Source organism: Bradyrhizobium sp. (assembly GCF_049519115.1).
Taxonomy (GTDB): domain Bacteria; phylum Pseudomonadota; class Alphaproteobacteria; order Rhizobiales; family Xanthobacteraceae; genus Bradyrhizobium.
This window is the reverse complement of the sequence record NZ_JBEKRB010000002.1, coordinates 59,997-81,951: the sequence shown is the minus strand read 5'-3', so window position 1 is coordinate 81,951 and position 21,955 is coordinate 59,997. Positions and strand designations below refer to the sequence as shown.

20 protein-coding genes are annotated in these 21,955 nt (G+C 61.6%); 13 read left to right on the top strand and 7 right to left on the bottom strand.

What is annotated here, in order from left to right:
* Window positions 1–45 precede the first annotated feature (45 nt).
* The 6 genes from ABSE61_RS02225 to ABSE61_RS02200 all read left to right on the top strand — a co-directional run bounded on the left by ABSE61_RS02225 (window position 46) and on the right by ABSE61_RS02200 (window position 8,608).
* Window positions 46–1,284: an NAD(P)/FAD-dependent oxidoreductase gene (locus ABSE61_RS02225; protein WP_423869433.1), complete on the top strand. Its 1,239-nt coding sequence runs from the start codon at window positions 46–48 to the stop codon at window positions 1,282–1,284.
* 257 nt (window positions 1,285–1,541) lie between these two features.
* On the top strand, window positions 1,542–1,796 hold the full coding sequence (locus ABSE61_RS02220; RefSeq protein WP_423869432.1) for a DUF6489 family protein: 255 nt from the start codon (window positions 1,542–1,544) through the stop codon (window positions 1,794–1,796).
* Window positions 1,793–2,611: an esterase/lipase family protein gene (locus ABSE61_RS02215; RefSeq protein WP_423869431.1), complete on the top strand. Its 819-nt coding sequence runs from the start codon at window positions 1,793–1,795 to the stop codon at window positions 2,609–2,611. Before ABSE61_RS02220 ends, ABSE61_RS02215 begins: the two co-directional genes overlap by 4 nt.
* An 89-nt stretch (window positions 2,612–2,700) precedes the next feature.
* Complete coding sequence (locus ABSE61_RS02210; protein ID WP_423869430.1) at window positions 2,701–4,251, top strand: wax ester/triacylglycerol synthase family O-acyltransferase; 1,551 nt, start codon at window positions 2,701–2,703, stop codon at window positions 4,249–4,251.
* Between the two features lie 9 nt (window positions 4,252–4,260).
* Window positions 4,261–5,256 (top strand): alpha/beta fold hydrolase, encoded by a 996-nt coding sequence (locus ABSE61_RS02205; protein WP_423869429.1) that lies wholly within the window; start codon window positions 4,261–4,263, stop codon window positions 5,254–5,256.
* Window positions 5,257–5,374: 118 nt separating this feature from the next.
* Window positions 5,375–8,608 carry a bifunctional cytochrome P450/NADPH--P450 reductase gene (locus ABSE61_RS02200; protein ID WP_423869428.1) on the top strand — a complete coding sequence of 1,078 codons (3,234 nt, stop codon included), beginning with the start codon at window positions 5,375–5,377 and terminating at the stop codon, window positions 8,606–8,608.
* 3 nt (window positions 8,609–8,611) lie between these two features.
* Here the strand turns inward: ABSE61_RS02200 and ABSE61_RS02195 are convergent, their stop codons facing one another.
* Both ABSE61_RS02195 and ABSE61_RS02190 read right to left on the bottom strand, forming a co-directional pair.
* Entirely contained in the window at window positions 8,612–9,022 is a 411-nt protein-coding gene (locus ABSE61_RS02195; RefSeq protein ID WP_423869427.1) for a GFA family protein, read from the bottom strand.
* 12 nt (window positions 9,023–9,034) lie between these two features.
* On the bottom strand, window positions 9,035–9,952 hold the full coding sequence (locus ABSE61_RS02190) for an alpha/beta fold hydrolase (protein ID WP_423869647.1): 918 nt from the start codon (window positions 9,950–9,952) through the stop codon (window positions 9,035–9,037).
* 215 nt (window positions 9,953–10,167) lie between these two features.
* On the opposite strand from ABSE61_RS02190, the gene ABSE61_RS02185 reads away from it, so the two are divergent.
* From ABSE61_RS02185 to ABSE61_RS02155, 7 genes are all read left to right on the top strand, one after another.
* Window positions 10,168–10,554 (top strand): poly(R)-hydroxyalkanoic acid synthase subunit PhaE, encoded by a 387-nt coding sequence (locus tag ABSE61_RS02185; RefSeq protein WP_423869426.1) that lies wholly within the window; start codon window positions 10,168–10,170, stop codon window positions 10,552–10,554.
* Entirely contained in the window at window positions 10,551–11,660 is a 1,110-nt protein-coding gene (locus ABSE61_RS02180; RefSeq protein WP_423869425.1) for an alpha/beta fold hydrolase, read from the top strand. The genes ABSE61_RS02185 and ABSE61_RS02180 overlap by 4 nt, the downstream gene beginning before the upstream one ends.
* Window positions 11,657–12,253, top strand: coding sequence for a GNAT family N-acetyltransferase (locus ABSE61_RS02175; protein ID WP_423869424.1), 597 nt, complete (start codon window positions 11,657–11,659; stop codon window positions 12,251–12,253). Before ABSE61_RS02180 ends, ABSE61_RS02175 begins: the two co-directional genes overlap by 4 nt.
* A gap of 179 nt (window positions 12,254–12,432) precedes the next feature.
* Window positions 12,433–12,909 carry a phasin gene (locus ABSE61_RS02170; protein WP_423869423.1) on the top strand — a complete coding sequence of 159 codons (477 nt, stop codon included), beginning with the start codon at window positions 12,433–12,435 and terminating at the stop codon, window positions 12,907–12,909.
* Between the two features lie 224 nt (window positions 12,910–13,133).
* Window positions 13,134–13,901 (top strand): esterase/lipase family protein, encoded by a 768-nt coding sequence (locus ABSE61_RS02165; RefSeq protein ID WP_423869422.1) that lies wholly within the window; start codon window positions 13,134–13,136, stop codon window positions 13,899–13,901.
* Window positions 13,902–14,056: 155 nt separating this feature from the next.
* Window positions 14,057–15,076, top strand: coding sequence for a quinone oxidoreductase family protein (locus ABSE61_RS02160; protein ID WP_423869421.1), 1,020 nt, complete (start codon window positions 14,057–14,059; stop codon window positions 15,074–15,076).
* Window positions 15,077–15,092: 16 nt separating this feature from the next.
* A complete protein-coding gene (locus ABSE61_RS02155) occupies window positions 15,093–16,160 on the top strand; it encodes a YeeE/YedE family protein (protein ID WP_423869420.1) in 1,068 nt (355 codons plus the stop codon).
* An 82-nt stretch (window positions 16,161–16,242) separates the two neighbouring features.
* Here the strand turns inward: ABSE61_RS02155 and ABSE61_RS02150 are convergent, their stop codons facing one another.
* From ABSE61_RS02150 to ABSE61_RS02130, 5 genes are all read right to left on the bottom strand, one after another.
* Complete coding sequence (locus ABSE61_RS02150; RefSeq protein ID WP_423869419.1) at window positions 16,243–17,469, bottom strand: bifunctional alpha/beta hydrolase/OsmC family protein; 1,227 nt, start codon at window positions 17,467–17,469, stop codon at window positions 16,243–16,245.
* Between the two features lie 64 nt (window positions 17,470–17,533).
* Window positions 17,534–18,859, bottom strand: a complete 1,326-nt coding sequence (locus tag ABSE61_RS02145; RefSeq protein ID WP_423869418.1) for an MFS transporter — start codon at window positions 18,857–18,859, stop codon at window positions 17,534–17,536.
* Window positions 18,860–18,905: 46 nt separating this feature from the next.
* A complete protein-coding gene (locus tag ABSE61_RS02140) occupies window positions 18,906–20,099 on the bottom strand; it encodes a cytochrome P450 (protein WP_423869417.1) in 1,194 nt (397 codons plus the stop codon).
* A 47-nt stretch (window positions 20,100–20,146) separates the two neighbouring features.
* The gene (locus tag ABSE61_RS02135; RefSeq protein ID WP_423869416.1) at window positions 20,147–20,356 is read right to left on the bottom strand and encodes a ferredoxin; all 210 of its coding nucleotides are present in this window, start codon (window positions 20,354–20,356) and stop codon (window positions 20,147–20,149) included.
* 135 nt (window positions 20,357–20,491) lie between these two features.
* A complete protein-coding gene (locus tag ABSE61_RS02130) occupies window positions 20,492–21,919 on the bottom strand; it encodes an amidase (RefSeq protein WP_423869415.1) in 1,428 nt (475 codons plus the stop codon).
* Window positions 21,920–21,955 lie beyond the last annotated feature (36 nt).

The following is a 21,955-nucleotide window of genomic DNA, read 5'->3' as shown; positions in this document are numbered from 1 at the left end:
AACGCTGGCGGCTTTGCGGATTTCGCCAAACTGACGGAGCGGTTGATGGCGGAACCTAAAGCCGATGTCCTCGTGCTGGGCGCGGGCATGGTCGGTGTGAGTGCGGCCCTGCACCTGCAAAAACTCGGGCGCGACGTCATCCTGGTCGACAGGAATGAGCACGCCGGCGACGAGACCAGCTATGGCAATGCAGGGATCATCGAATGCGCCTCGGTCTTTCCGCTCATGTTTCCCCGCGACCCCAAGCTAATCTTCCAGTACGCGCTTAACCGCTCGCCGAACTCGTATTATCGCATTTCCGAACTGCCGGAGTTTCTGCCCTGGCTGTTGCGCTACTATCTTGCGTCGTCGCCCGCGCGCGCCATGCAGAGCGCGATGGCGGAATGGCCGCTGATCCAGCGCAGCTTGATCGAACATGAGGCGTTGATCGCGGAGGCCGGTGTGCGCGAGCTTTTGCGCCGTACCGGCTGGCTCAAGCTGTTTCGCTCGCAAGCCAGTCTCGCTAAGGCCGTGCACGATTCCGAGCGGGTGAGGCAGTATGACGTTCCCAGCGAAATCCTCGATCGCGAAGCGATCGCAGCGCGCGAACCCAGCCTGACCGGAGATTTCGCCGGCGCCGTGTACTGGCCGACGCCTGGATTCATTGCCGATCCCGGCGCGCTCGCCAAGGCCTATGCGGCGCTGTTTGTCCGCAAGGGCGGCCGCTTTGTCGTGGCGGATGCGCGAACGCTCACGCAGGAATCCGGCGGATGGCGCGTCGATGGCGCTTCCGCGCGCGAGGTCGTGGTGGCACTCGGACCATGGTCCGATCTGGTGTTCCGCCCGTTGGGATATTCGATCCCGCTCGGGGTCAAACGCGGCTACCACTTGCATCTGAAGGCAGGCGGCAACGCCGTGCTCAACCATCCGGTTCTGGATTCCGATCTCGGCTACCTGCTCGCGCCGATGAACCGGGGCATTCGCCTGACCACCGGCGTGGAGTTTGCCCCCCGGGATGCTCCGCCGAGGCCGATCCAGGTTGAACAGGCGCTACCGCGGGCGCGAACCTTGTTTCCATTGGGTGAGCCCGTCGATGCAAGGCCCTGGATGGGGGCCCGGCCATGCCTGCCGGACATGCTGCCGGTGATCGGCCAGGCCCCGCGCCATCGCGGGCTATGGTTCGATTTCGGTCATCAGCACCATGGGCTCACACTCGGTCCCGTGACCGGCCGGCTGCTGGCGGAAATGATGACCGGCATGACACCCTTTACCGACCCGCGGCCCTACGCGGTCGAGCGCTTCTAGTGGTCCGATTCTAGCATTCGCACCCCTTCGCGGCGTCCACTTTTGCGAATGTTAGAATCAAAGGACCACCAGCAAATATAGGTTTCTAGTGGAGTTTCGGATTTGACATTCGCTTTCCGAGTTTGTGGCCAGGTGGTAGCGAATGTCAAATCCACTCCACTGATGACCATATCCGGCTTCTCCCTTCGGACGGCTTGCTTCCCGCACGAGGTCGTGGCGATATTGGCCGATATGAACAAGATAGCCAGGGAGTGCACATGAAGGTTAACGTGGAGATCGACTGCACGCCGCTAGAGGCGCGGCAGTTTTTCGGACTTCCGGATGTGCAGCCGATGCAGACGGCGGTGATGGAAAAGCTCCAGCACCAGATGATGGACAACATCCAGAAAGTCTCGCCTGAGGCGTTGATGCAAAGCTGGCTTTCGTTCGACCCGAAATTCGCCGAACGATTTAGCGATATGTTTGCGGCAATGACGGGCCTCGGCGGCACGCGGCCGTCCGACAAGAAATGACGTCTTCGCCTGACGGCGGCGACGGGCCGGCGGGAAGCAAGCTTCGCGCGCCGGGTCTTCGCGCGCCGGGTCTTGGCCTGCTTCTGGCCGAGATGCGGAGCATATTCGAATTCAATGCCAGCCTGATGATGTCGCCGCTGTTGCTGCGCGCGCCGAAAGGCGACGGTCACCCGGTGCTGGCCTTGCCGGGCTTTCTCGCCAGCGATCTGTCAATGGCGCCGATGCGCCGCTATTTGAAAGAACTCGGATACGACGCCCATGCCTGGCAGATGGGCCGAAACCTCGGCGGTCTTACGCGCGTGCGCGCCGCGTTACGCGAGCGGCTTGCGGAGATTCACGCCAACGCCGGCCGCAAGGTGACCGTGATCGGCTGGAGCCTCGGCGGCGTCTACGCCCGCGACCTTGCACTGCACGCGCCTGATATGGTGCGTTATGTCGTGACGCTCGGCAGCCCCTTTGCGAACGATATCCGCGCCACCAATGCAACCCGGCTTTACGAGGCGCTGTCCGGCGAGACCGTCGGCGAAGATCCCGAGTTTGTCAAAGCGCTCTCCGGCGATCTGTCGGTTCCGACGACCTCGATCTTTTCGCGCTCCGACGGGGTGGTGAATTGGCGAACCTGCCTGTTACGACCCTCGGCCAGCGCCGAGAATATCGAGGTCTACCTCGCGAGCCATGTGGGCCTCGGCGTCAACCCGGCGGTGCTGTGGGCGGTCGCCGACCGCCTGTCCCAGCAGGAAGGTCAATTCAGCCAATTTGACCGCTCCGGGCCCTTTGCCATTGCATATGCGCCGCCGGAGCGGGCACAATCCTAATTCAAAGTCCCTAAAAAGGGGCCGTCTGAACGCCGGAATCAAAAAGCACCAATCAAGGTGCGAGCCGTAACTGTTTGCGGGAGGGACCTATGAGCGACGCCAGGAAACTGTCGGCCATGGACGCGTCGTTTCTGTATCTGGAAACGCCGGAAATGCCGATGCATGTCGGAAGCATGGCGATCTTCCGTCTGCCCGAGGGGTACCGGGGCGATTTCTTCGAAGACTTCAAGGCGATGATCGCCTCGCGTCTGCACATCGCGCCGATCCTCAAATCCCGCCTCGAAAAAGCACCGCTCGACATCGATCATCCGTCCTGGGTCGAGGATGACCAGTTCGATATCGACCGCCATATCTTCCGCGCCAGCCTGCCGGCGCCGCGCGATCGCGCGACGCTCGAACGCATCGTCGGCTGGATGCATGCAAAACTGCTCAACCGCGCGCGTCCGCTCTGGGAGTTCTATGTCTTCGAGGGCATGAAGGACAACGAGATCGGGCTCTATTCCAAGATGCACCACGCCTGTATCGATGGCGGCGCCGGTGCGGCGCTGACCAATATGATCTACGATCTGACGCCGGTGCCTCGCGAAATCGAACCGCCGACGGAACGCGCCAAAGTCGGGCAGGAGCCGCGCGACATTGCCGCCAACCTCATCGATTCCTATCAGCAGCTGTGGCGTCAGCCGTTCGATGCCTCCGCGGCCGCCAAGGGCATCGAACTGCCGCGTTCCGGCAAGAGCGATCTCGGATCGATCCTGTTCGATAACGCGATGTTCCAGATCGAAAATGCTGTGAAATTTGCCGGCAATGTTCCGACCTTGCTCAAGAGCGTCTCGGAAGTGGTCGGCAAGATCGCCGATCCGAAATCGCGCGACAGCATTGTCGGCATGATGTCGCCGCCGACCCTCCTCAACAAACAGATCTCGTCCGAACGCAGCTTTGCGGGCGTCTCCATTCCGCTGTCGCGAGCCAAGGCGGTTGCGAAAGCGGCCGGTGGCAAGCTCAATGATGTCGTTCTGGCGATATCGAGCGGCGTGGTCCGGCGTTACCTGCTGGAACGTGGCGCGCTGCCCTCGAAGTCGATGACGGCGGCGGTTCCGATCTCGTTGCGAGAGGAGGGCAATACCGACTCCAACAACCAGGTGTTCGGCATGATCTGCTCGATCGCGACCAATGTCGAAGACCCGAAGACGCGGCTTCAGACGATCATCGCGCAGTCCACCAAATCCAAGGAGATATCGCACCCGTTGCGTGCCTTGATGCCGCAGGTGTCGAACGTCTCGATGCTGGGTGCACCGATCATGGTGCAGATTCTTGCACTGCTCTACAGCCGCTCAAGTTTGTCGGATGTGTTGCCGCCAACTGCCAATATCACGGTGTCGAATGTGCCAGGGCCGCGGCAGACGCTTTATGCGGCGGGAGCGGAGCTTCTGCATATCTTCCCGGTGTCGATCTCCACCCATGGACTGGCGCTCAACATCACCGTGCAAAGCTACCGCGATCAGCTCGACTTCGGGTTTATTTCCGGCGCCAATATCATTCCGCATGTCGAGGTGCTCTGCAACACGGTGCCGGAGGAATTTGCGGCGTTGGAAGCTGCCTTCGCGCCGCCATCGGCCGAGGTGAAAGGCGCGGCCGAGTAGGGCGAATCCATGATTGAAATGCCGCCGCTGCAATTCGCCGACACCAACGGGATTCGGATGGGCTTCTACGAAGCGGGTCCGAAAACCGATCGTCCCCCGGTCGTTCTTTGTCATGGTTGGCCCGAGATCGCATTCTCCTGGCGCCACCAGATCAAGGCGCTGGCGGAGGCCGGGATTCGCGTGATCGCACCCGATCAGCGCGGTTATGGCGCGACCGACCGGCCGGAGCCGGTCGAGGCCTATGATCTGATACATCTGACCGGCGACCTCGTCGGCTTGCTGGATCATCTGAAAATCGACAAGGCGATTTTCGTCGGCCATGACTGGGGCGGGTTTGTTGTCTGGCAGATGGCGCTTCGGCATCGCGATCGCGTCGCCGGCGTGGTCGGCGTCAACACGCCACATTATGATCGCGCGCCTTCCGACCCGATCGAATTGATGCGCAAGCGTTTCGGCGATCAGATGTATATCGTGCAGTTTCAAAATCCCGCGCGCGAAGCGGATGCGATATTCAACAGCCGGGTGGAGCAGACTTTCGATGCCTTCATGCGCGAGCCGTTGCCACGCAAGGAAGCCTTGCCGGCGGAGCCCGTGACGGCAGGCGTCGGTGCTTCGCCGAAGCTCAATCTCGCATTTCCGCAGATAATCGCGGCCTATGACGCCAAGTACGATCCGCGCAAGCCGATCCTGTCCACGGAAGAAAAGCAGGTCTTCGTCGATACCTTCACCAAGAGCGGTTTCACCGGCGGCATCAACTGGTATCGCAACTGGACGCGGAACTGGGAGCGCGCGGCCGGCCTCGACCATACCGTTCGCGTGCCGACGCTGATGATCATGGCGGAGAACGACGCCGTGCTGCCGCCGTCGGCCACCGACGGCATGGAAAGGCTGGTGCCGGACCTCGAGAAATATCTGGTGCGCGGCAGCGGACATTGGACGCAGCAGGAAAAGCCGGAAGAAGTCAGCGCCAAGCTGATCGAATGGCGGCGAAAGCGGTTTGGGTGACGACGTAGTCGTCATTCTGGGATGGTCCGAAGGACTGGACCCGGAATCTCGAGGTTCCGGGCTCGGTGCTTTGCATCGCCCCGGAATGACCATGAAGAAGCGAAGGACATTTCTACAGATGGCGTCGACCAACCGATTGAGCCCGATCCCGCAGCCGCCGACCAAACCGGTGGTCGGCAACATGCTGTCGCTGGATTCGACCGCACCGGTGCAAAATCTGGCCCGGCTCGCCAGGGAGCTCGGACCGATCTTCTGGCTCGACATGATGGGCGCGCCGGTCGTCTTTGTCGCCGGCCACGACCTTGTCGATGAACTCAGCGACGAGAAGCGCTTCGACAAGGCGGTGCGCGGGCCATTGCGGCGGGTGCGCGCGATCGGCGGCGACGGCCTTTTCACCGCCGATACCGACGAGCCGAACTGGAGCAAGGCGCACAACATCCTGCTGCAGCCGTTCGGCAACCGCGCCATGCAGTCCTATCACCCGAGCATGGTCGATATCGCCGAGCAGCTGGTGAAGAAATGGGAGCGACTGAACGCCGACGAAGAGATCGACGTCGTCCACGACATGACGGCGCTGACACTCGACACCATCGGGCTGTGCGGGTTCGACTATCGTTTCAATTCGTTCTACCGCCGCGATTATCACCCGTTCGTAGCGTCGCTCGTGCGCTCGCTCGAAACCATCATGATGATCCGCGGCTTGCCGCTGGAAAATCTCTGGATGCAGAAACGGCGGCGGGATATGGCCAGCGACGTCGAATTCATGAACAAGATGGTCGACGAAATTGTCGCCGAGCGGCGCAGGAATGCGGCCGCCGCCGACGACAAGAAGGACATGCTTGCGGCCATGATGACCGGCGTCGACCGCGCCACCGGCGCGCAACTCGACGACGTCAACATCCGTTACCAGATCAACACCTTCCTGATTGCGGGCCACGAGACCACGAGCGGGCTGTTGTCCTGCACGATCTACGCGCTTCTGAAGCATCCGGAGGTGTTGAAGAAAGCCTATGGAGAAGTCGATCGCGTGCTCGGGCCCGATGTTAATGTCAGGCCAACCTATCAGCAGGTGACGCAGCTGACCTACGTCACGCAGGTGCTCAAAGAGGCCTTGCGGATGTGGCCGCCGGCACCGGCCTATGGCATTTCGCCGCTGAAAGACGAGACCATCGGCGGCAAATACAAGCTCAGGAAAAACACTTTCATCACAGTGCTGGTGCTGGCGCTGCATCGCGACCCTTCCGTGTGGGGCCCCAATCCCGATGCGTTCAACCCGGAGAATTTTTCGCGCGAGGCAGAAGCCGCGCGCCCCGTCAACGCGTGGAAGCCGTTCGGTAACGGGCAGCGGGCCTGTATCGGCCGCGGCTTTGCGATGCACGAGGCGGCGCTCGCGATCGGCATGATCCTGCAGCGCTTCAAGCTGATCGACGTGCATCGTTACCAGATGCAGCTGAAGGAAACGCTGACGATCAAACCGGACGGCTTCAAGATCAAGGTACGGCCGCGAACCGATCAGGAGCGCGGTAGCTTCGTCGGGACTGCTACTGCCGCGCCGGCCGCGAATTCGGTTGCGCCGCGGGCGCGGACCCGTCCCGGCCACAACACGCCGCTGCTCGTATTATATGGATCCAACCTCGGCACCGCCGAAGAACTCGCCACCCGCGTTGCCGATCTCGCCGAGATCAACGGCTTTGCGACCACGCTCGCCCCACTTGACGATCATGTCGGGAAATTGCCGACGCAAGGGGGCGTCCTGATCTTCTGCGCTTCGTATAATGGAGCAGCGCCCGACAACGCCACGCAATTCATCAAATGGCTCGGCGGTGACTTGCCAAAGGACGCGTTCGCGAAATTGCGTTACGCCGTGTTCGGCTGCGGTAACAGCGACTGGGCTGCGACTTATCAATCGATACCGCGGTTCATCGACGAACAACTGGCCGCGCATGGCGGCAAGGGCGTCTATGAACGTGGCGAGGGCGATGCCCGCAGCGATCTCGACGGCCAGTTCGAGCGGTGGTTTGCCAAGGCAGCGCCCCAGGCCGTGAAGGAATTCGGCGTCGACACCGGTCTGAGCCGCAGTGCCGAAGACGAGCCGTTGTACAGCATCGAGCCGCTGGCGCCGTCGGTCAGCAACGTCGTGGTCGCGCTGGGTGGCGCCGCGCCGATGCAAGTTCTCATCAATACCGAGTTGCAGAACAAGAACGGCCCCAATGCCTCCGAGCGATCGACCCGGCATATCGAGGTGCAGTTGCCGCCCGGCGCCCTCTACCGCGTGGGCGATCACTTGAGCGTCGTGCCGCGCAACGATCCGGCGTTGGTGGACTCGGTTGCCCGCCGTTTCGGCTTTCTTCCCTCCGATCAGATCCGTCTGCAAGTCGCCGAAGGCCGACGTGCCCAACTGCCGCTCGGTGAAGCCTTATCGGTCGGACGGTTGTTGACGGATTTTGTCGAACTGCAGCAGGTCGCAACCCGCAAGCAAATTCAGATTCTATCGGAGCACACGCGCTGTCCGGTGACGAAGCCGAAGCTCTTGGCTTTGATCGGTGAGGACGCCGCGTCGAGCGAGCGCTACCGGGCCGACATTCTGGGCAAGCGCAAATCGGTGTTCGATCTGCTGGAAGAATATCCGGCCTGCGAACTGCCGCTACCTGTCTATCTTGAAATGCTCTCGCTGCTCGCCCCGCGTTACTACTCGATCTCCTCGTCGCCATCGGTCGATGCCTCGCTTTGCAGTATCACTACCGCGGTGGTCGAGGGGCCGGCGGCTTCAGGCCGCGGTACCTATAAAGGCATCTGTTCGAACTATCTTGCCGGCCGTCGCGCCGGCGAAACGATTTACGCGACCGTGCGCGAAACCAAAGCGGGCTTCCGTCTGCCGGCCGATCCCGCGGTGCCGATCATCATGATCGGTCCCGGTACGGGGCTTGCGCCGTTCCGCGGCTTTCTTCAGGAGCGCGCCGCGCAAAAGGCCAAGGGAGCCGCATTGGGGCCGGCGATGCTGTTCTTCGGCTGCCGTCATCCCGAGCGGGACTATCTCTATGCCGACGAGCTGAAAGGCTTTGCCGCCGATGGCATCACAGCGTTGCACACCGCGTTTTCGCGCGGCGACGGTCCGAAAACCTACGTGCAAAATCTGATCGCGGCCGAGAAGGATCGCGCCTGGGCGCTGATCGAGCAGGGCGCGATCATTTATGTCTGCGGCGACGGCGGCAAGATGGAGCCGGACGTCAAGGCGACACTCGTTGCGATCTATCGCGAGCGTAGCGGCGCTGATGCTCCGGCCGGCCAGCGCTGGATCGACGACCTCGGTGCGAAAAATCGCTACGTGCTTGACGTCTGGGCGGGCAGTTAATTTTTACCGCTGCGGCGGCAACTTCTCGAAGCTCGGCATTCCCTCGGGGATCGCGTGGAACGCCTGCTTGTCGCAGGTGTAGATCGCTGTTTGCGGAAGACCATAAAGCGCGGGATCGTCAAGTGTGCCGGCTTTCAGGATCACGGCCGGCAGTCCCGGCCGGAGCGTCGTCAGATGCGTGCCGCATTCGCTGCAGAATTCACGGGTCACGGCGCCTTCAAGGTCGCTGCGGCTAAATTGCTGCGGCTTGCCCTTGCTGTAGCTGAAGCCCTTGACCGGCATCAGCATGAAAAAATTGGGACCGCCGCCGGAAAAGTATTGGCATTCCCGGCAATGGCATTGACCCTTGAACATGGGATCGCCTTCGGCGGCGTAGCGCACTTTTCCGCAATAGCATCCGCCTTCGAGTTTCATGGCGCTCTCCTCTCAATGCATCGTGGTCGTGGACGCCGCATGCGCATGCTTGTCGATCGCGTCGATGATCTGCGGCCACATTTGCATCGGCAGCGCGTGGCCCATGCGTTCGATCATGACCAGCTTGGCGCCGGGAATTGAAGCCGCGGTATCCTTGCCGCCCGCTGGATGCACTAGGGGATCGACGGTGCCGTGAATGACCAATGTCGGGGCCTTCACACTGCGAAGCCGCTGCTTGCGGCTACCGGAGGCGAGAATGGCGCGAAGCTGGCGGCCGACGCCGGCCGGATTAAGTCCGCGGCCGAAGGTGCGCTCCGCACGTGCGGGGTCTAGCGCTTCGTCGTCCGGGAAGGAACCTGCGCGCAGGACTTTCCAGGTCTTGCCGAAGCGCGCGATATATTCCTCTTTCGATTTCGGCGGCGGCGCCATCAGCACAGCCATGGCCTCCCGGGTCGGGCCGGGAATTCTCGGATTGCCCGTGGTCGACATGATGGAGGTGAGGGAACGAACACGTTGAGGAAACGAGATCGCGATTTCCTGCGCGATCATGCCGCCCATGGACGCGCCGACCAGATGGGCAGACGCAATGCCGAGCGCATCCATCAGTCCGACCGTATCTTCCGCCATGTCGCTCAAGCGGTACGGCGCCTTCACCGGGATCTTCAGGAAGCGCAGCTTGAGCAGTTCCAGCGGGGTCAGTGGCTTGCCGCCGGACAGTCTGCTGGACTGGCCGATATCGCGATTGTCGAAACGGATGACGCGAAAGCCGCGCGCGGCGAGCCGCCGGCAGAAATCATCGTCCCACTGGATCATCTGGGCGCCCAGCCCCATGATCAGGATCAGCGGTTCCGCGGCCGGGTCGCCGAAGATTTCGTAGCAAAGCTCGATGCCGTTGGCGTGCGCCATCTGCGGCGGCTGGGGGGCGGACAGGTTCACCTTGGCGTTTCCTTTTTTGTGCGCATTTTATGACACGCTTTTTCGCGCTGCAGAAGACGCCATGCATCAAATTGCGGGAGTGCGGTTGACCGGCCTCATGCGAGGGTGTCGTATGACAGGGATCTTGAGGCGGCTTTCCCGCTTTACGGAATAAGTCCGTCTCTTTTCGACGCGACGGCGTCGTATCGCGATCATGCTGGAGAACGCCGATGGCAGACAAGAGCAACGATCCGGACGCGCTGTGGCAGCATATGATCGGCGAGATGGAGAAGGGATTTAACGCCTTCGCCAATCAGGCGATGGCCTCGCCGCAATTCAGCAAGGTGGTCAATCAGGTCGGTGGTGCAACGGCCGGCGCCCAAAAGCAGCTCAGCGAGCTCATGGAGAAATATCTCCTGACGATGAATCTGCCGAGCCGGTCGCAGATGATCGGCATGGCCGAGCGGTTGCAATCGATCGAAGGGCAGCTCGGCGAGATCAAGGCGATGCTGCATCAAATGCAAGGCGCTGCGGCCAGCGCGTCGGGCGGATCTCCGCAGGTGCCAAAGCCGCCGCGCACCAAACGGCCGCCTCTCGCGGACGGAGGGCAAAAATGACGGCCGCCGGCCCGGATCTGGCGAATCTCGATCTGGTCAATCTCGACCTTGCCTCGATCCCGGCGCGGATTCAGTCCGAGGTGCAGCGTGCGATCCAGCGCAGCATCAAGGGCGTCGAATATATCTCGACCTCGGGGCCGTCGCTCGGTCTGACGCCGAAAGATATTATCTGTTCCCGCGGCACGATGAACCTCTATCACTATCGGCCGCTAGCGGATGAAATCTACCGGGTGCCGATCCTGATCGTGATGGCGACGACCAACCGCGGCTACATCCTTGATATGGTGCCGGGCCAGAGTTTCGTCGAGTTTCTTCTCAAGCGCGGCTACGACGTCTACATGCTGGACTGGACCGCGCCGAAGCCCGAGGAGAAGAGCTTGCGTATGGAGGACTATGTCCTCGATTTCATTCCGGATTGCGTGCGGCAGGTGCAGCGCGATTCTGGTGAAAGCGACCTCACTGTGGTCGGCTATTGCTTCGGCGGCGTGCTGTCGCTGCTTTACGGTTCGATTTTTGCCGATGGGCCGATGAAAAACCTGATCTGCTTCACGACGCCGGTCGATTTCCGCGAGATGAAGCTATTCCAGAATTTCTCCGACCGCCGCTATTTCGATGTCGATCGTCTCGTCGACAGCGTCGGTAACGTGCCGCCGGAGATGATCCTTTCTTCCTTCGAGATGTTGCGGCCGGCCTCGCGCGCGGCAAGCCAGGTGCAATTATGGGAAAATATCTGGAACGACGAGTTCGTGAAATCGTACCGGATGTTCGATCGCTGGGCGACCGATACGCTGCCGCTGGCGGGCGAATATTTCCGCGCCATCACCAGGGACCTGATGTGGGACAACAAGCTCTATAACGACGTCATGACCGTCGGCGGCCGGAAAGCGGATATCGCCGATATCAAGGTGCCGGTTTTGCACGCGGTCGCCGAGCACGACCATATCGTTCCCTATAGCGCCGCGCGTCCGCTGATCGAGAAGATCGGATCAGCCGACAAAGAGGAAGTCATCCTCAAGGGCGGTCATGTCAGCCTGGTCGCCGGCCCCAACGCCGTCCGGCGGCTATGGCCGAAACTCGATTCATGGTTGTGCGGGAGATCGATATGAGCGAGGCACGTTCCTACCCGCGTCGGGTGAACACGGAAGCGGGTGAGATCGAGTTCCACATGATGACGCGCGCCGACGAAGCCGCCGTGCTCGATTTTGCGAAGGCTTTGCCGACTCACGATCTGCTCTTCCTTCCGCGCAACATCAGCCAGCCGAAAGTACTGTCGGCCTGGGTCAACGAGATCGAGCGCGGCGATATCGTAAGCCTGCTCGCACTCAAGGACAGCGCAGTGGTCGGATGCGGCACGCTGGTCAGGGACCAGCATTCCTGGTCACCCCATGTCGGTGAAATCCGGATGGTGGTTTCGCTCGATGTGCGCGGGATCGGGGTCGGAAGGGCGCTGTCGCAGGAGATCTTTGCGCTGGCGCTCGGTGCGGGCCTCGACAAGCTGACCGTGCAGATGACGGTGGACCAGCGGGCGGCCATCGCGCTGTTTGAAAGCCTCGGATTCAAGGCCGAGGCGCTGCTTCGCGACCATGTCAGAGATGCCGACGGCCAGACGCACGATATCGTCGTTCTCGGGCACAAAGTGGCGCAGGTGCGGGCACGAATGGAGGCCTATGGGCTTCCGGCGGCGGTGACGCCCTCTTGATAGGCCCAAATCGGCCGTTTCCCTGAGCAAATTGCTCGCTTATTCCTCTAATCACGAGTTTGTGATATTGCAATGCACCATTGATGTTGCGATGCACCATTAACTATGCCATATGGAGGTTACCCCGGGCCAAACGGACGGGGTGAGCCCATAGCTCAAACCGAGGATGGAGAGACCCCATGACCACCGATACCAATTCAGTGCTGAACAGCTTCAAAGACGCTTTCGCGCCCGTCACCGAAGCCTTCAAGAACTTCCAGAACCTGGAAGTCCCCGAGGCTGCCCGCGATTTCGTGAAGAAGCAGGCTGAGACTGCCAAGGAGCGCGCTGCCGACTTCTATGCAGGTTCCGAGAAGGCCACCGGAGTGATCGAGTCCGCCGTGACGGGTTCGGTCAGCGAAGCCGCCAAGATCAGCCGCAATATCCAGCAGGCAATCTACCAGGATGCCGAGGCTTTCTTCGCCGGCGTCGACAAGCTCGCGACCGCGAAGTCGTTCAACGAAGCCGTCCAGATCCAGTCGGATTTGCTCCGTGCGCATGGCGAGACCGTCGTGTCGCGTGCCAAGGCTTCGACCGAGTATCTCGGCAAGCTTGTCACCGAGGGTGCCAAGACAGCTCAGGACAACCTGGCCAAGGTCTACACTAAGACTGCCTGATCGCTGCTTTCAAGCTGGCGTCACCTTTCAAGGCCCGCTTTGGCGGGCCTTATTTTTTCGACGCGCTTCCACCTTGCGCTGCAAGAGGTCGACCGGGCGCTGGCGGGCCGGGTGTGATTTTCGTGCGTTTTGCCGGCGGCGGCTATTGTCCTGCCCGTCGGCTGCGGCTTGAATGACCAAATCGGCGCCATAGCTTTTTCTTGAGCCTCGAGAAGAGAGATCCGATGTCAGCGACTGCCCAGACGTTGCGCCCACCGTCGAAGACCCTGATGTTTCTCGAGGGGCGGGCGATCCATGAGTTTGGCGCATTTATCGGCGCCTTGCCGATTCTCGGCCTGGCGCCGCGGGGCGACGGGCATCCTGTGCTTGTGCTTCCGGGCCTCGTCGCGTCCGATACCTCGACCCGGCCGCTGCGCAGCTTCCTGCAAAATAAAGGTTACGCCGTCAGTGGCTGGCGGCAGGGCCGCAATCTCGGGCTGCGCGAGGGCGTGCAACAGGCGATGGTCGATCTTGTCCACGAACTCAGCGACACGCACAGCCGCAAGATCAGCCTGATCGGCTGGAGCCTCGGCGGCCTTTATGCGCGCCAGCTCGCCAAGATGATGCCTGACCGGGTGCGCTCGGTGATCACGCTCGGCAGCCCGTTCGCCGGTCACCCCAAGGCCACCAACGCCTGGCGTGTCTATGAAATGGCAAGTGGCCGCCGCGCCGAAGAAGACCATCGCTTCGGTGGCTCGCTGTCGGAACCGCCGCCCGTGCCGACCACGGCGATCTTCAGCCGCACCGACGGCATCTGTGCCTGGCAGGGCTGCAAGGAAACTTCGTCGGCGATTGCCGAAAGCATCGAGGTCGAAAGCAGCCATTGCGGCATGGGTCATCACCCGGCCGTCGTCTATGCGGTAGCCGATCGCCTCGCCCAGACCGAAGGCCAATGGAGGCCGTTCGACCGCTCGGGCTGGCGCAGCCTCGTCTATCCCGATCCGAACCGGTAAAGTCGCTCGCCTCGCCTCCGGTGCAGGGAGGCTCTCGAACGGCGAGCCGGCATTGTCGCATTTAGCAAAACTGCGCTAAGCGTGGGTGAGACGAAGTTGCCGTGCTTTCGGCAATTTCGGCTGATGCGGTGATTTTCGAAAATCCGGAAAGTGCGATGCTGTCAGAGAATAAATCAAACACCCACCCGGTATCCGTCGAGGCGCGTTGCTCACGGCTGAACCTCAAGGCCGCGACGCCGGCCGAGGTGGCGCCGGTTGTCGAGTGGCATCCGTTGTCGCGCAGCGATGATCAAGTGCTGATCGAAATCAAGGCGGCTGCCGTCAATCCCTCCGACATCAAGGCGGCGACCGGGTTGATGCCTTACGCAGTATTTCCGCGCACCTCGGGCCGCGACTATGCCGGGGTGGTGATCGACGGACCGGTCGGCACGATCGGCCGCGAAGTGTTCGGCTCGTCCGGCGATCTCGGAATTCGTCGCGACGGCACCCATGCCACGCATCTTGTCGTCGAGGCCGAGGCCGTCGTGGAGAAGCCGAAGAACCTCTCATGGGCGGAAACCGCCGGGATCGGCGTGCCGTTCGTCACCGCGACCGAAGGCTTTCGCCGCGCCGGGATGCCAAAGAGTGGCGAGACGGTGCTGATCTTCGGCGTGACCGGCAAGGTCGGACAGGCCGCCGTTCAGATCGCGAGCTGGCGTGGCGCGCGCGTGATCGGCGTGGCGCGCAAGCAGGAGGCTTATGCCGGACACACCAACGGGCCGGTCGAGATGATAGATTCCTCGGCAATCGACGTGGCGGCCCGCGTTCGCGAAATGACGGACGGGAAGGGAGCCGACATCGTGTTCAACACGGTCGGCGATCCGTATTTTCAGGCGGCCCACAAATCGCTCGCGCTGCGCGGGCGCCAGATTCTGATCGCCGCGATCGACCGCATCGTGCAATTCAATATTCTCGAGTTCTATCGCGCCCAGCACACCTATGTCGGCATCGACACGCTGGGCCTTTCGTCGGTCGTATCGGGAGCAGTGCTTCGCGAACTGGTTCCCGGCTTTCTCAGCGAGCACCTCAAGCCGTTCGCGATCCGCCCCGGAGCGGTCTATCCCCTGGAAGACGCGAAGGCTGCATTTCTCGCGGTTGCAGACTCCTCCCGTGACCGCATCATCCTGCGGCCATAACGCAGCGGGACACTAGATGCCGGTCCATTTTAATATCGTCGTCGGCGCCGGCCTTCTGATCGGGCTTGCCTACGGCGTCGTCGGGCTTTTGAGCGGCTTCTGTCTGTTGAGCAGCTTGCGCGGCTGGTGGTCGGAAGGTGACAGCCGCCTGATCCGCACCTTTGCACTGGCGTTCGCGGTCGCTGTTGCGGCAACGCAGCTCCTCGCGGGATACGGCGCCGTCGATCTCAGCAAATCGGTTTATCTTCAGCCGTCGTTCTCAGCGCCGTTGATGTTTGCCGGTGGCGTTTTGTTCGGTTACGGCATGGTGCTTGCGAACGGCTGCGGCTCGCGTGCGCTGGTGCTTCTTGGCCGCGGCAATCTCCGTTCGCTGGTTGTGGTGATCATGCTTGGCATCACGGCGCAAATGACGCTGCGAGGATTGATTGCGCCGGCGCGGATCGCTCTGTTGCAGGCATCATCGACCAAGCCAGCCTATCTGACGTTGGCGGAACTGCTGCGAACGGTCGGCGGCGAGGTGTCCGGGCGAATGATCGTGGCCTCGGTGATTTCTGTCGGTCTGATTATCTTTGCGTTTGCTCACACGCCGTTCCGGCGGTCGGGATGGCAGATCGCCGCGGGAGTTGCGGTCGGCTTGCTGGTGGCGGCGGGATGGTTTGCGACCGGCTATCTCGGCGCGGATGAATTCAATCCGGCCGCGGTCACCTCGCTCACCTTCATCGCGCCGGTCGCCGATACGGTGCAATATGTGATGCTGTCGACCGGACTGACGCTCAATTTCGGCATCGCCATGGTTTTCGGTGTATTCGCCGGCAGCTTGTTGACGGCGCTCGTCACGCGACGTTTCCGCCTGGAAGGCTATACGTCACCCCGGCACATGCTCCGTTCGATGAGCGGCGCGGCGCTGATGGGATCGGGAGGCGCGATGGCGCTGGGTTGTTCGATCGGGCAGGGGCTGACGGGAATTTCGACGCTGGCGCTCTCTTCCTGTGTCGCCGCCGCCGGCATCATCTTGGGATCGGCTGCAGGCCTGCGCGGCGTGCTTCGCGTACCGCCGCTAGAGGCGTCTGACATCGCGCGCTAGAGTTTTATTTTGACGCTTTTTCTTTACGCGAACCGGTTCCCACCCTCGGATCAAGTCCGAGGGCATGCTTCGCTCGAAAACGCTATCGATCCACCGCGCTGGTCAGAATCCGCACCTCCGAGGTCAAGGTTCGGTGCACCGGGCACTTGTCGGCGATTTCCATCAATTTCTTGCGCTGCTCGGCGTCCAGTGGCCCTTCCATGGTAATGACCCGATCGATCTGATCCAGCATGCCGGCCTCGGTTTCGCATTCGGCGCAATCTTCCGCGTGAATCTTGCTGTGCCTCAGCGTCACCGTGGTTCGTTCCAGCGGCAGCGACTTGCGCTCGGCGTAAAGCCGCATGGTCATCGAGGTGCAGGCGCCCAATCCCGCCAGCAAAAAATCATAGGGAGCAAGGCCGGTGTCGTCGCCACCGGCGGCCGCAGGCTCGTCGGCCAGCAACTGATGCGGCCCGACCGAAACGGTTTGCTGGAATTTGCTGTTGCGGGTCTCGCGCACCACGACCTCGCGCGGCGCGCTGATATCATCGGCGGCTTCGTCGGGCTTTTGGGCATCCAGGTAGCGCGAGGCCCAGGCGGCGATGACGTCGGCGACATAGGCGGAGTCGCGCCGATCGCTCAGCAGATGGTTGGCGCCCGCCAACGATACAAAACTCTTGGGATGTTTGGCCGTGACGAAAATGCGGGTCGCATTGTCGATGCCGACGGTGTCGTCCGTCGGCGCGTGCATGACGAGCAATGCTTTGTGCAATTTGGTGATGTGATCCATCAGGCTGTGCTCGGCGACGTCGTCGAGAAAAGCGCGCTTGATCGTGAACGGGCGGCCTGCAAGGGATACTTCCGCCTCGCCGTCCTTGCGGATTTTCTCGATTGAATCGGCAAACTGGCCGGTGACGTGCGTGGGATCGGACGGTGCGCCAATGGTCACGACGGCCTTGGCGTCGGGAATTTGTCCGGCTGCAGCCAACACGGCGGCGCCGCCGAGGCTGTGGCCGATCAAAAGCGCGGGCGCCTTGTAGGTTTGGCGCAAGTGGTCGGCCGCGCGCACGAGATCGGCAACGTTGGAAGAGAACGTCGAATTGGCAAAGTCGCCTTCGCTTGAACCGAGACCCGTGAAATCGAACCGCAAAACCGCGATGCCCTTGGCGGCGAGCGCCACCGCGATCCGTTTGGCCGCCAGCCCGTCCTTGCCGCAGGTGAAGCAATGCGCAAACAGCGCGTAGGCGTGAACGGGGCCGTCCGGCGTATCCAATGCGGCGGCTAGCTGCTGGCCCTCCGAACCCATGAATTGAAATCGTTCAGTGGGCATGCGCGTCTCCGTGTTTTGCAGGGCATCACCTCTTCGGAAAAAGGTGGTGCCCTGGAAAGGCTCTCTATTCGTGGCGATGCATCGCCGATTCATGCTTGGTGTCTCGCATGGTCGAGTAAATGATGAGCGACAGAAGAATGATGCCGGACAGATAATAGTAGAACCACTCCTCATGGCCGAGGCTCTTGAAATAAAGCGCGATCGCGGGCGCCGTGCCGCCGAAGATCGAGACCGTGATCGAATAGGGGATGCCAACGCCCATCGCCCGAATCTTGGTCGGAAACAGCTCCGCTTTAACGACGGCGTTGATCGAGGTGTAGCCGGCCGTAAAGATCCAGGCCGCGCAGATCAGGACAAATGCCATCAACGGCGACTTGCTCGCCTTCAACTCAGTCAGGATCGGCACGGTAGCCAGCGTTCCAACCACGCCGAAGAAGATCAGAACCGGCTTGCGGCCGATCCGGTCCGATATGGCGCCGTAGATCGGTTGCAGGATGGTCGCAAACACCAATGTGCCGAAGATCACGAAGGTGGTCTGATCCTCGGTGAGGCCGACCGACAATCTGACGAAAGTCTGCATGTAAGTCGTGAAAGTGTAAAAGGCCGCGGTGCCGCCCGCCGTCAGTCCAACCACCAGCAGGAGCTCGCGCGGGTAATGTAACAGACCCAGGATCGAGCCGGTCGGCTTTACGACTTTCTTGGCTTCTTCAAACGCCTCGGTCTCATGCAGGTTGCGCCGCATGACGGCGGCAATAATGGCGAGCGCTGCGCCGATCACGAAGGGAATTCGCCAGCCCCACGCCTTCAATTCTTCCGGCGTCAGGAAAATCTTTTGCAGAAGCAGGAGCACGATGATCGCGGTGAGCTGCCCGCCGATCAAAGTGACGTATTGGAAACTCGAATAGAAGCCGCGGTGCTTGGCATCGGCAACCTCGCTGAGATAGGTCGCGCTGGCGCCGTATTCGCCGCCGAGACTCAATCCTTCGATGACGCGTGCCAGTGCCAGGATCGCCGGCGCGGCTAGGCCGATCGAGGCGTAGGTCGGCGTGACCGCGATGATCAGCGAGCCGAAGCACATGCAGACGACGGACAGCGTTAACGACAGCCGCCGGCCGTGATGGTCGGCGATATAGCCGAACAGCCAACCGCCGAGCGGGCGCACCAGGAAGGTTGCGGCGAACAGCACGGCGGCGTTGAGCTGCTGCACCACCGGATCGCTGTTGGGGAAGAAGGCCGGCGCGAAGTACAGCGCAAACGCCGTATAGGCGTAAAAGTCGTACCACTCGACGAGATTGCCGACGGATCCGATGAAGATAGCTTTCACCCGGCGCTGGACGTCATGGATATCGAGATGGTCGTCGGCGCTCAGAACTGCAGCTTGCTCGGTCACGTTTGCTCCCCCAGAGGTGTTTTTGAAAAGACGAAAGGTAGCGCGGTTAGGCCTTCCCAAACAGGATTGGAAGTTGCCGCGGCCCGCGCACCGTACCTTCCGAGAAGGCGACCTTGCCGGCGGGATCCAGCCTGAAATCGGGAATGCGCTTGAGCCACTCCTCGATCGCGACCGTCATCTCCATGCGCGCGAGGTTTGAGCCGATGCAACGGTGAATCCCGAGCCCAAACGCGGCATGCGGGTTTTGCTTGCGGTCGATCACGACCTTGTCGGCGTCGGGAAACACGGCTGGATCGCGGTTGGCAGCGGGAAACGACAGCAGCACCATGTTGCCCGGCTTGATCGGGCAGCCGCCAATCTCGGTTTCCTTCACGACCTCGCGCGCCATCGTCACCGGAGCGTAGGCGCGGAGGAACTCCTCAATGGCAGTCGATAGCATCTCGGGCTCCGCGATCAGGCGCTCGCGGTCGGCGGGAGTTTTTGCCAGATGCCAGAGCGACGAGCCGATCGCGCTCCAGGTGGTGTCGATGCCGGCGATCAGCAACAGCCGCAACGTGCCCTGCACATGGGCATCCGGCAGCGGCTGGCCGTCCTTGTCGCGTGCATTCATCAGCGTCGTGATCAAGTCATCGGTCGGGTGTTTCTTACGATGCTCGATATGACCGGCAAAATAGGCGATCATTTCCTGGACCGCCCCGATCAGGATGGCCTGGTCCTTGATGCCGAGCTCCAGAATTTCGTGAATCCATTTGATGAAATGATCGCCGTCGGATTCGGGAATGCCGATCATGTGGGCGATCGCCCGGACCGGGATATGCCGGCTGTAGCGGGCGGCGGCGTCACATCCGCTGTCATCGATGAAGCCGTCGATCAGTTCGTTGCAAATCACGCGAACTCGCGGTTCCAGCTTCTTGACCGCGTCCGGCGTGAAGGACGGCAACAACAATTGCTTGGCGGGCTTGTGTTCCGGCGGATCGGAGGTGATCGGTGGCGCAGGAATGGTCGCGGGTCTCACATCGCGCACAACGACACGGCGCGACGAAAAGTGTTCCGTGTCGTAGGCGACCTGCTTCACGGCCGCAAATGTCGTCGGCATATAGCAACCGAGAAAACGCTCGGTATGAACGACCGCACTTACTGCACGAAGCTGGTCCCAGATCGGATAGGGGTTCTCCGTCCAGCGCGGATCAGTATGGTCGAAATCGTGAACCCAATCGGTGACGGGGGCATGATCGGACATGGGGCAATTCCTTTCGATCGGTAATGTCGAAGGACTTGGGCAACGGTTTATTCTTCGATGACGTCGATCGCGATTTCGGGACAATTGGATTGCGCGAGCCACGCTTTGTCTTCCAGTCCCGCAGGCACCGTGCCGTCGCCGACTTCATGGGCGTTGCCGAATGTATCGAGCTCGAACAGCTCAGGAGCGAGCGAGTTGCAGCGCGCATGCCCCTGGCATTTGTCTTGATCGACGCGAACTCGCAGCTTTCCTGACATTCTGATTCCTCCCGCCGGCTGCGCTTTTCAAGTCGGCGCACTTGTTCTTCTCTTGAAGCAGATTATAGCGGCGGACGAGCCGTTCACCAGCACCCAAATCGCCGATTTACTTTTCGTGTTTCGGCGCGATCGCGCCTATTGCGGTGCGGCTTTCGGGTCGATCGGTGTGGTGCCGCGCACGCCCAGAATATCTTCCAATACCTTCGCGCCCGCGAGCAAGGGCGCTTCGCCGCGCGGCGCCGCCACCATTTGCAATCCGACCGGCAGGCCCGATGCGGTGAACCCGCACGGCAACGACAGCGCCGGACAGCAGGCGAGCGTGATGGCGTAAACGATGCCGAGCCACTCGACGTAATTGTCGAACTTTTGGCCGGCGCATTCGGCGACATAGCGGTTCTCGATCGGGAACGGCGCGACAATTGTCGCCGGCGTCAGCAGCAGATCGTAGGTCTTGAAGAACTCGAGCGTGCGGGCCGCCATCGCGACGCGCTGCGCTTCGGCGCGTCCGAGTTGCTCGACGGAAAGTTTCAAACCTTCCTCGATGTTCCAGATCACTTCCGGCTTGAGATATTCGCGTTTGCTGCGCAACAGCGCGGCTTTGGTGATCGCAAAGTCGAAAGCGCGCAGCACATGGAAGCATTCATGGGCTTCGCGCAGATCGGGATGGGCTTCCTCGACGATGACGCCGGCCTCGGCGAAACGAGAAGCCGCCTTGCGCGTGATCGCGGCGACCTCGGGATCGACCGGGGTGATGCCGAGATCGGGCGAATAAGCGATGCGTTTGGGTCGTTTGCCGGAACGCGCGGCAGACAGAAACGAGGTCGGCAGGCGGGGCAGCGACAGCGGATCGGCGGGATGTTCGCCGCTCATCGCGTCTAACAGCAGCGCGATATCCTCGATATTGCGCGCCATCGGTCCGTGGACCGTCAGGTTGCGATCGATCTTGAAAGCCGGACTATGTGGCACGCGGCCGATGCTCGGGCGCATTCCGACGATGCCGCAGAAGCTCGCCGGGTTGCGCAGCGAGCCGCCCATGTCCGTGCCATGGGCGAGCCAGGCCATGCCGGTTGCGAGCGCCACCGCCGCGCCGCCGGAAGAGCCGGAAGCCGAACGCGAGGTGTTCCACGGGTTGCGTGTCGCGCCGAAGACTTCGTTGAAGGTATGCGCGCCGGCGCCGAATTCCGGCGTGTTGGATTTGGCGTAAACAACGCCGCCGTTGCTTTCGAGCAATTCGACGACGATGTCGGAATGAGCGGGGATGGTGTCTTTGTAGATCGGCGAGCCCTGTGTGGTCTTGACGCCGGCGACGTTGGTGAGGTCCTTGATCGGGATCGGCAGGCCTGCGAGCAGGCCGCGTTCGCCGACGGGCTTCTGCATCAGCGCTTTGGCCTGTGCGCGCGCCCGATCGAAGCAAAGGGTCGGCAGGGCGTTTGTCTTGCCGTCAATCTCGGCGATCCGGTTCTCCAGCGCGCCCAGTAAATCCAGCGGCGTGACTTCGCCGGAATTGAGCTGGTCGACGATCGCGCACGCCGTTGACCGTATGAGCGCCTGATCCGATGGCATTTATTCTCCCCGCAGGTCCGCCGTCTTCCGTATTGG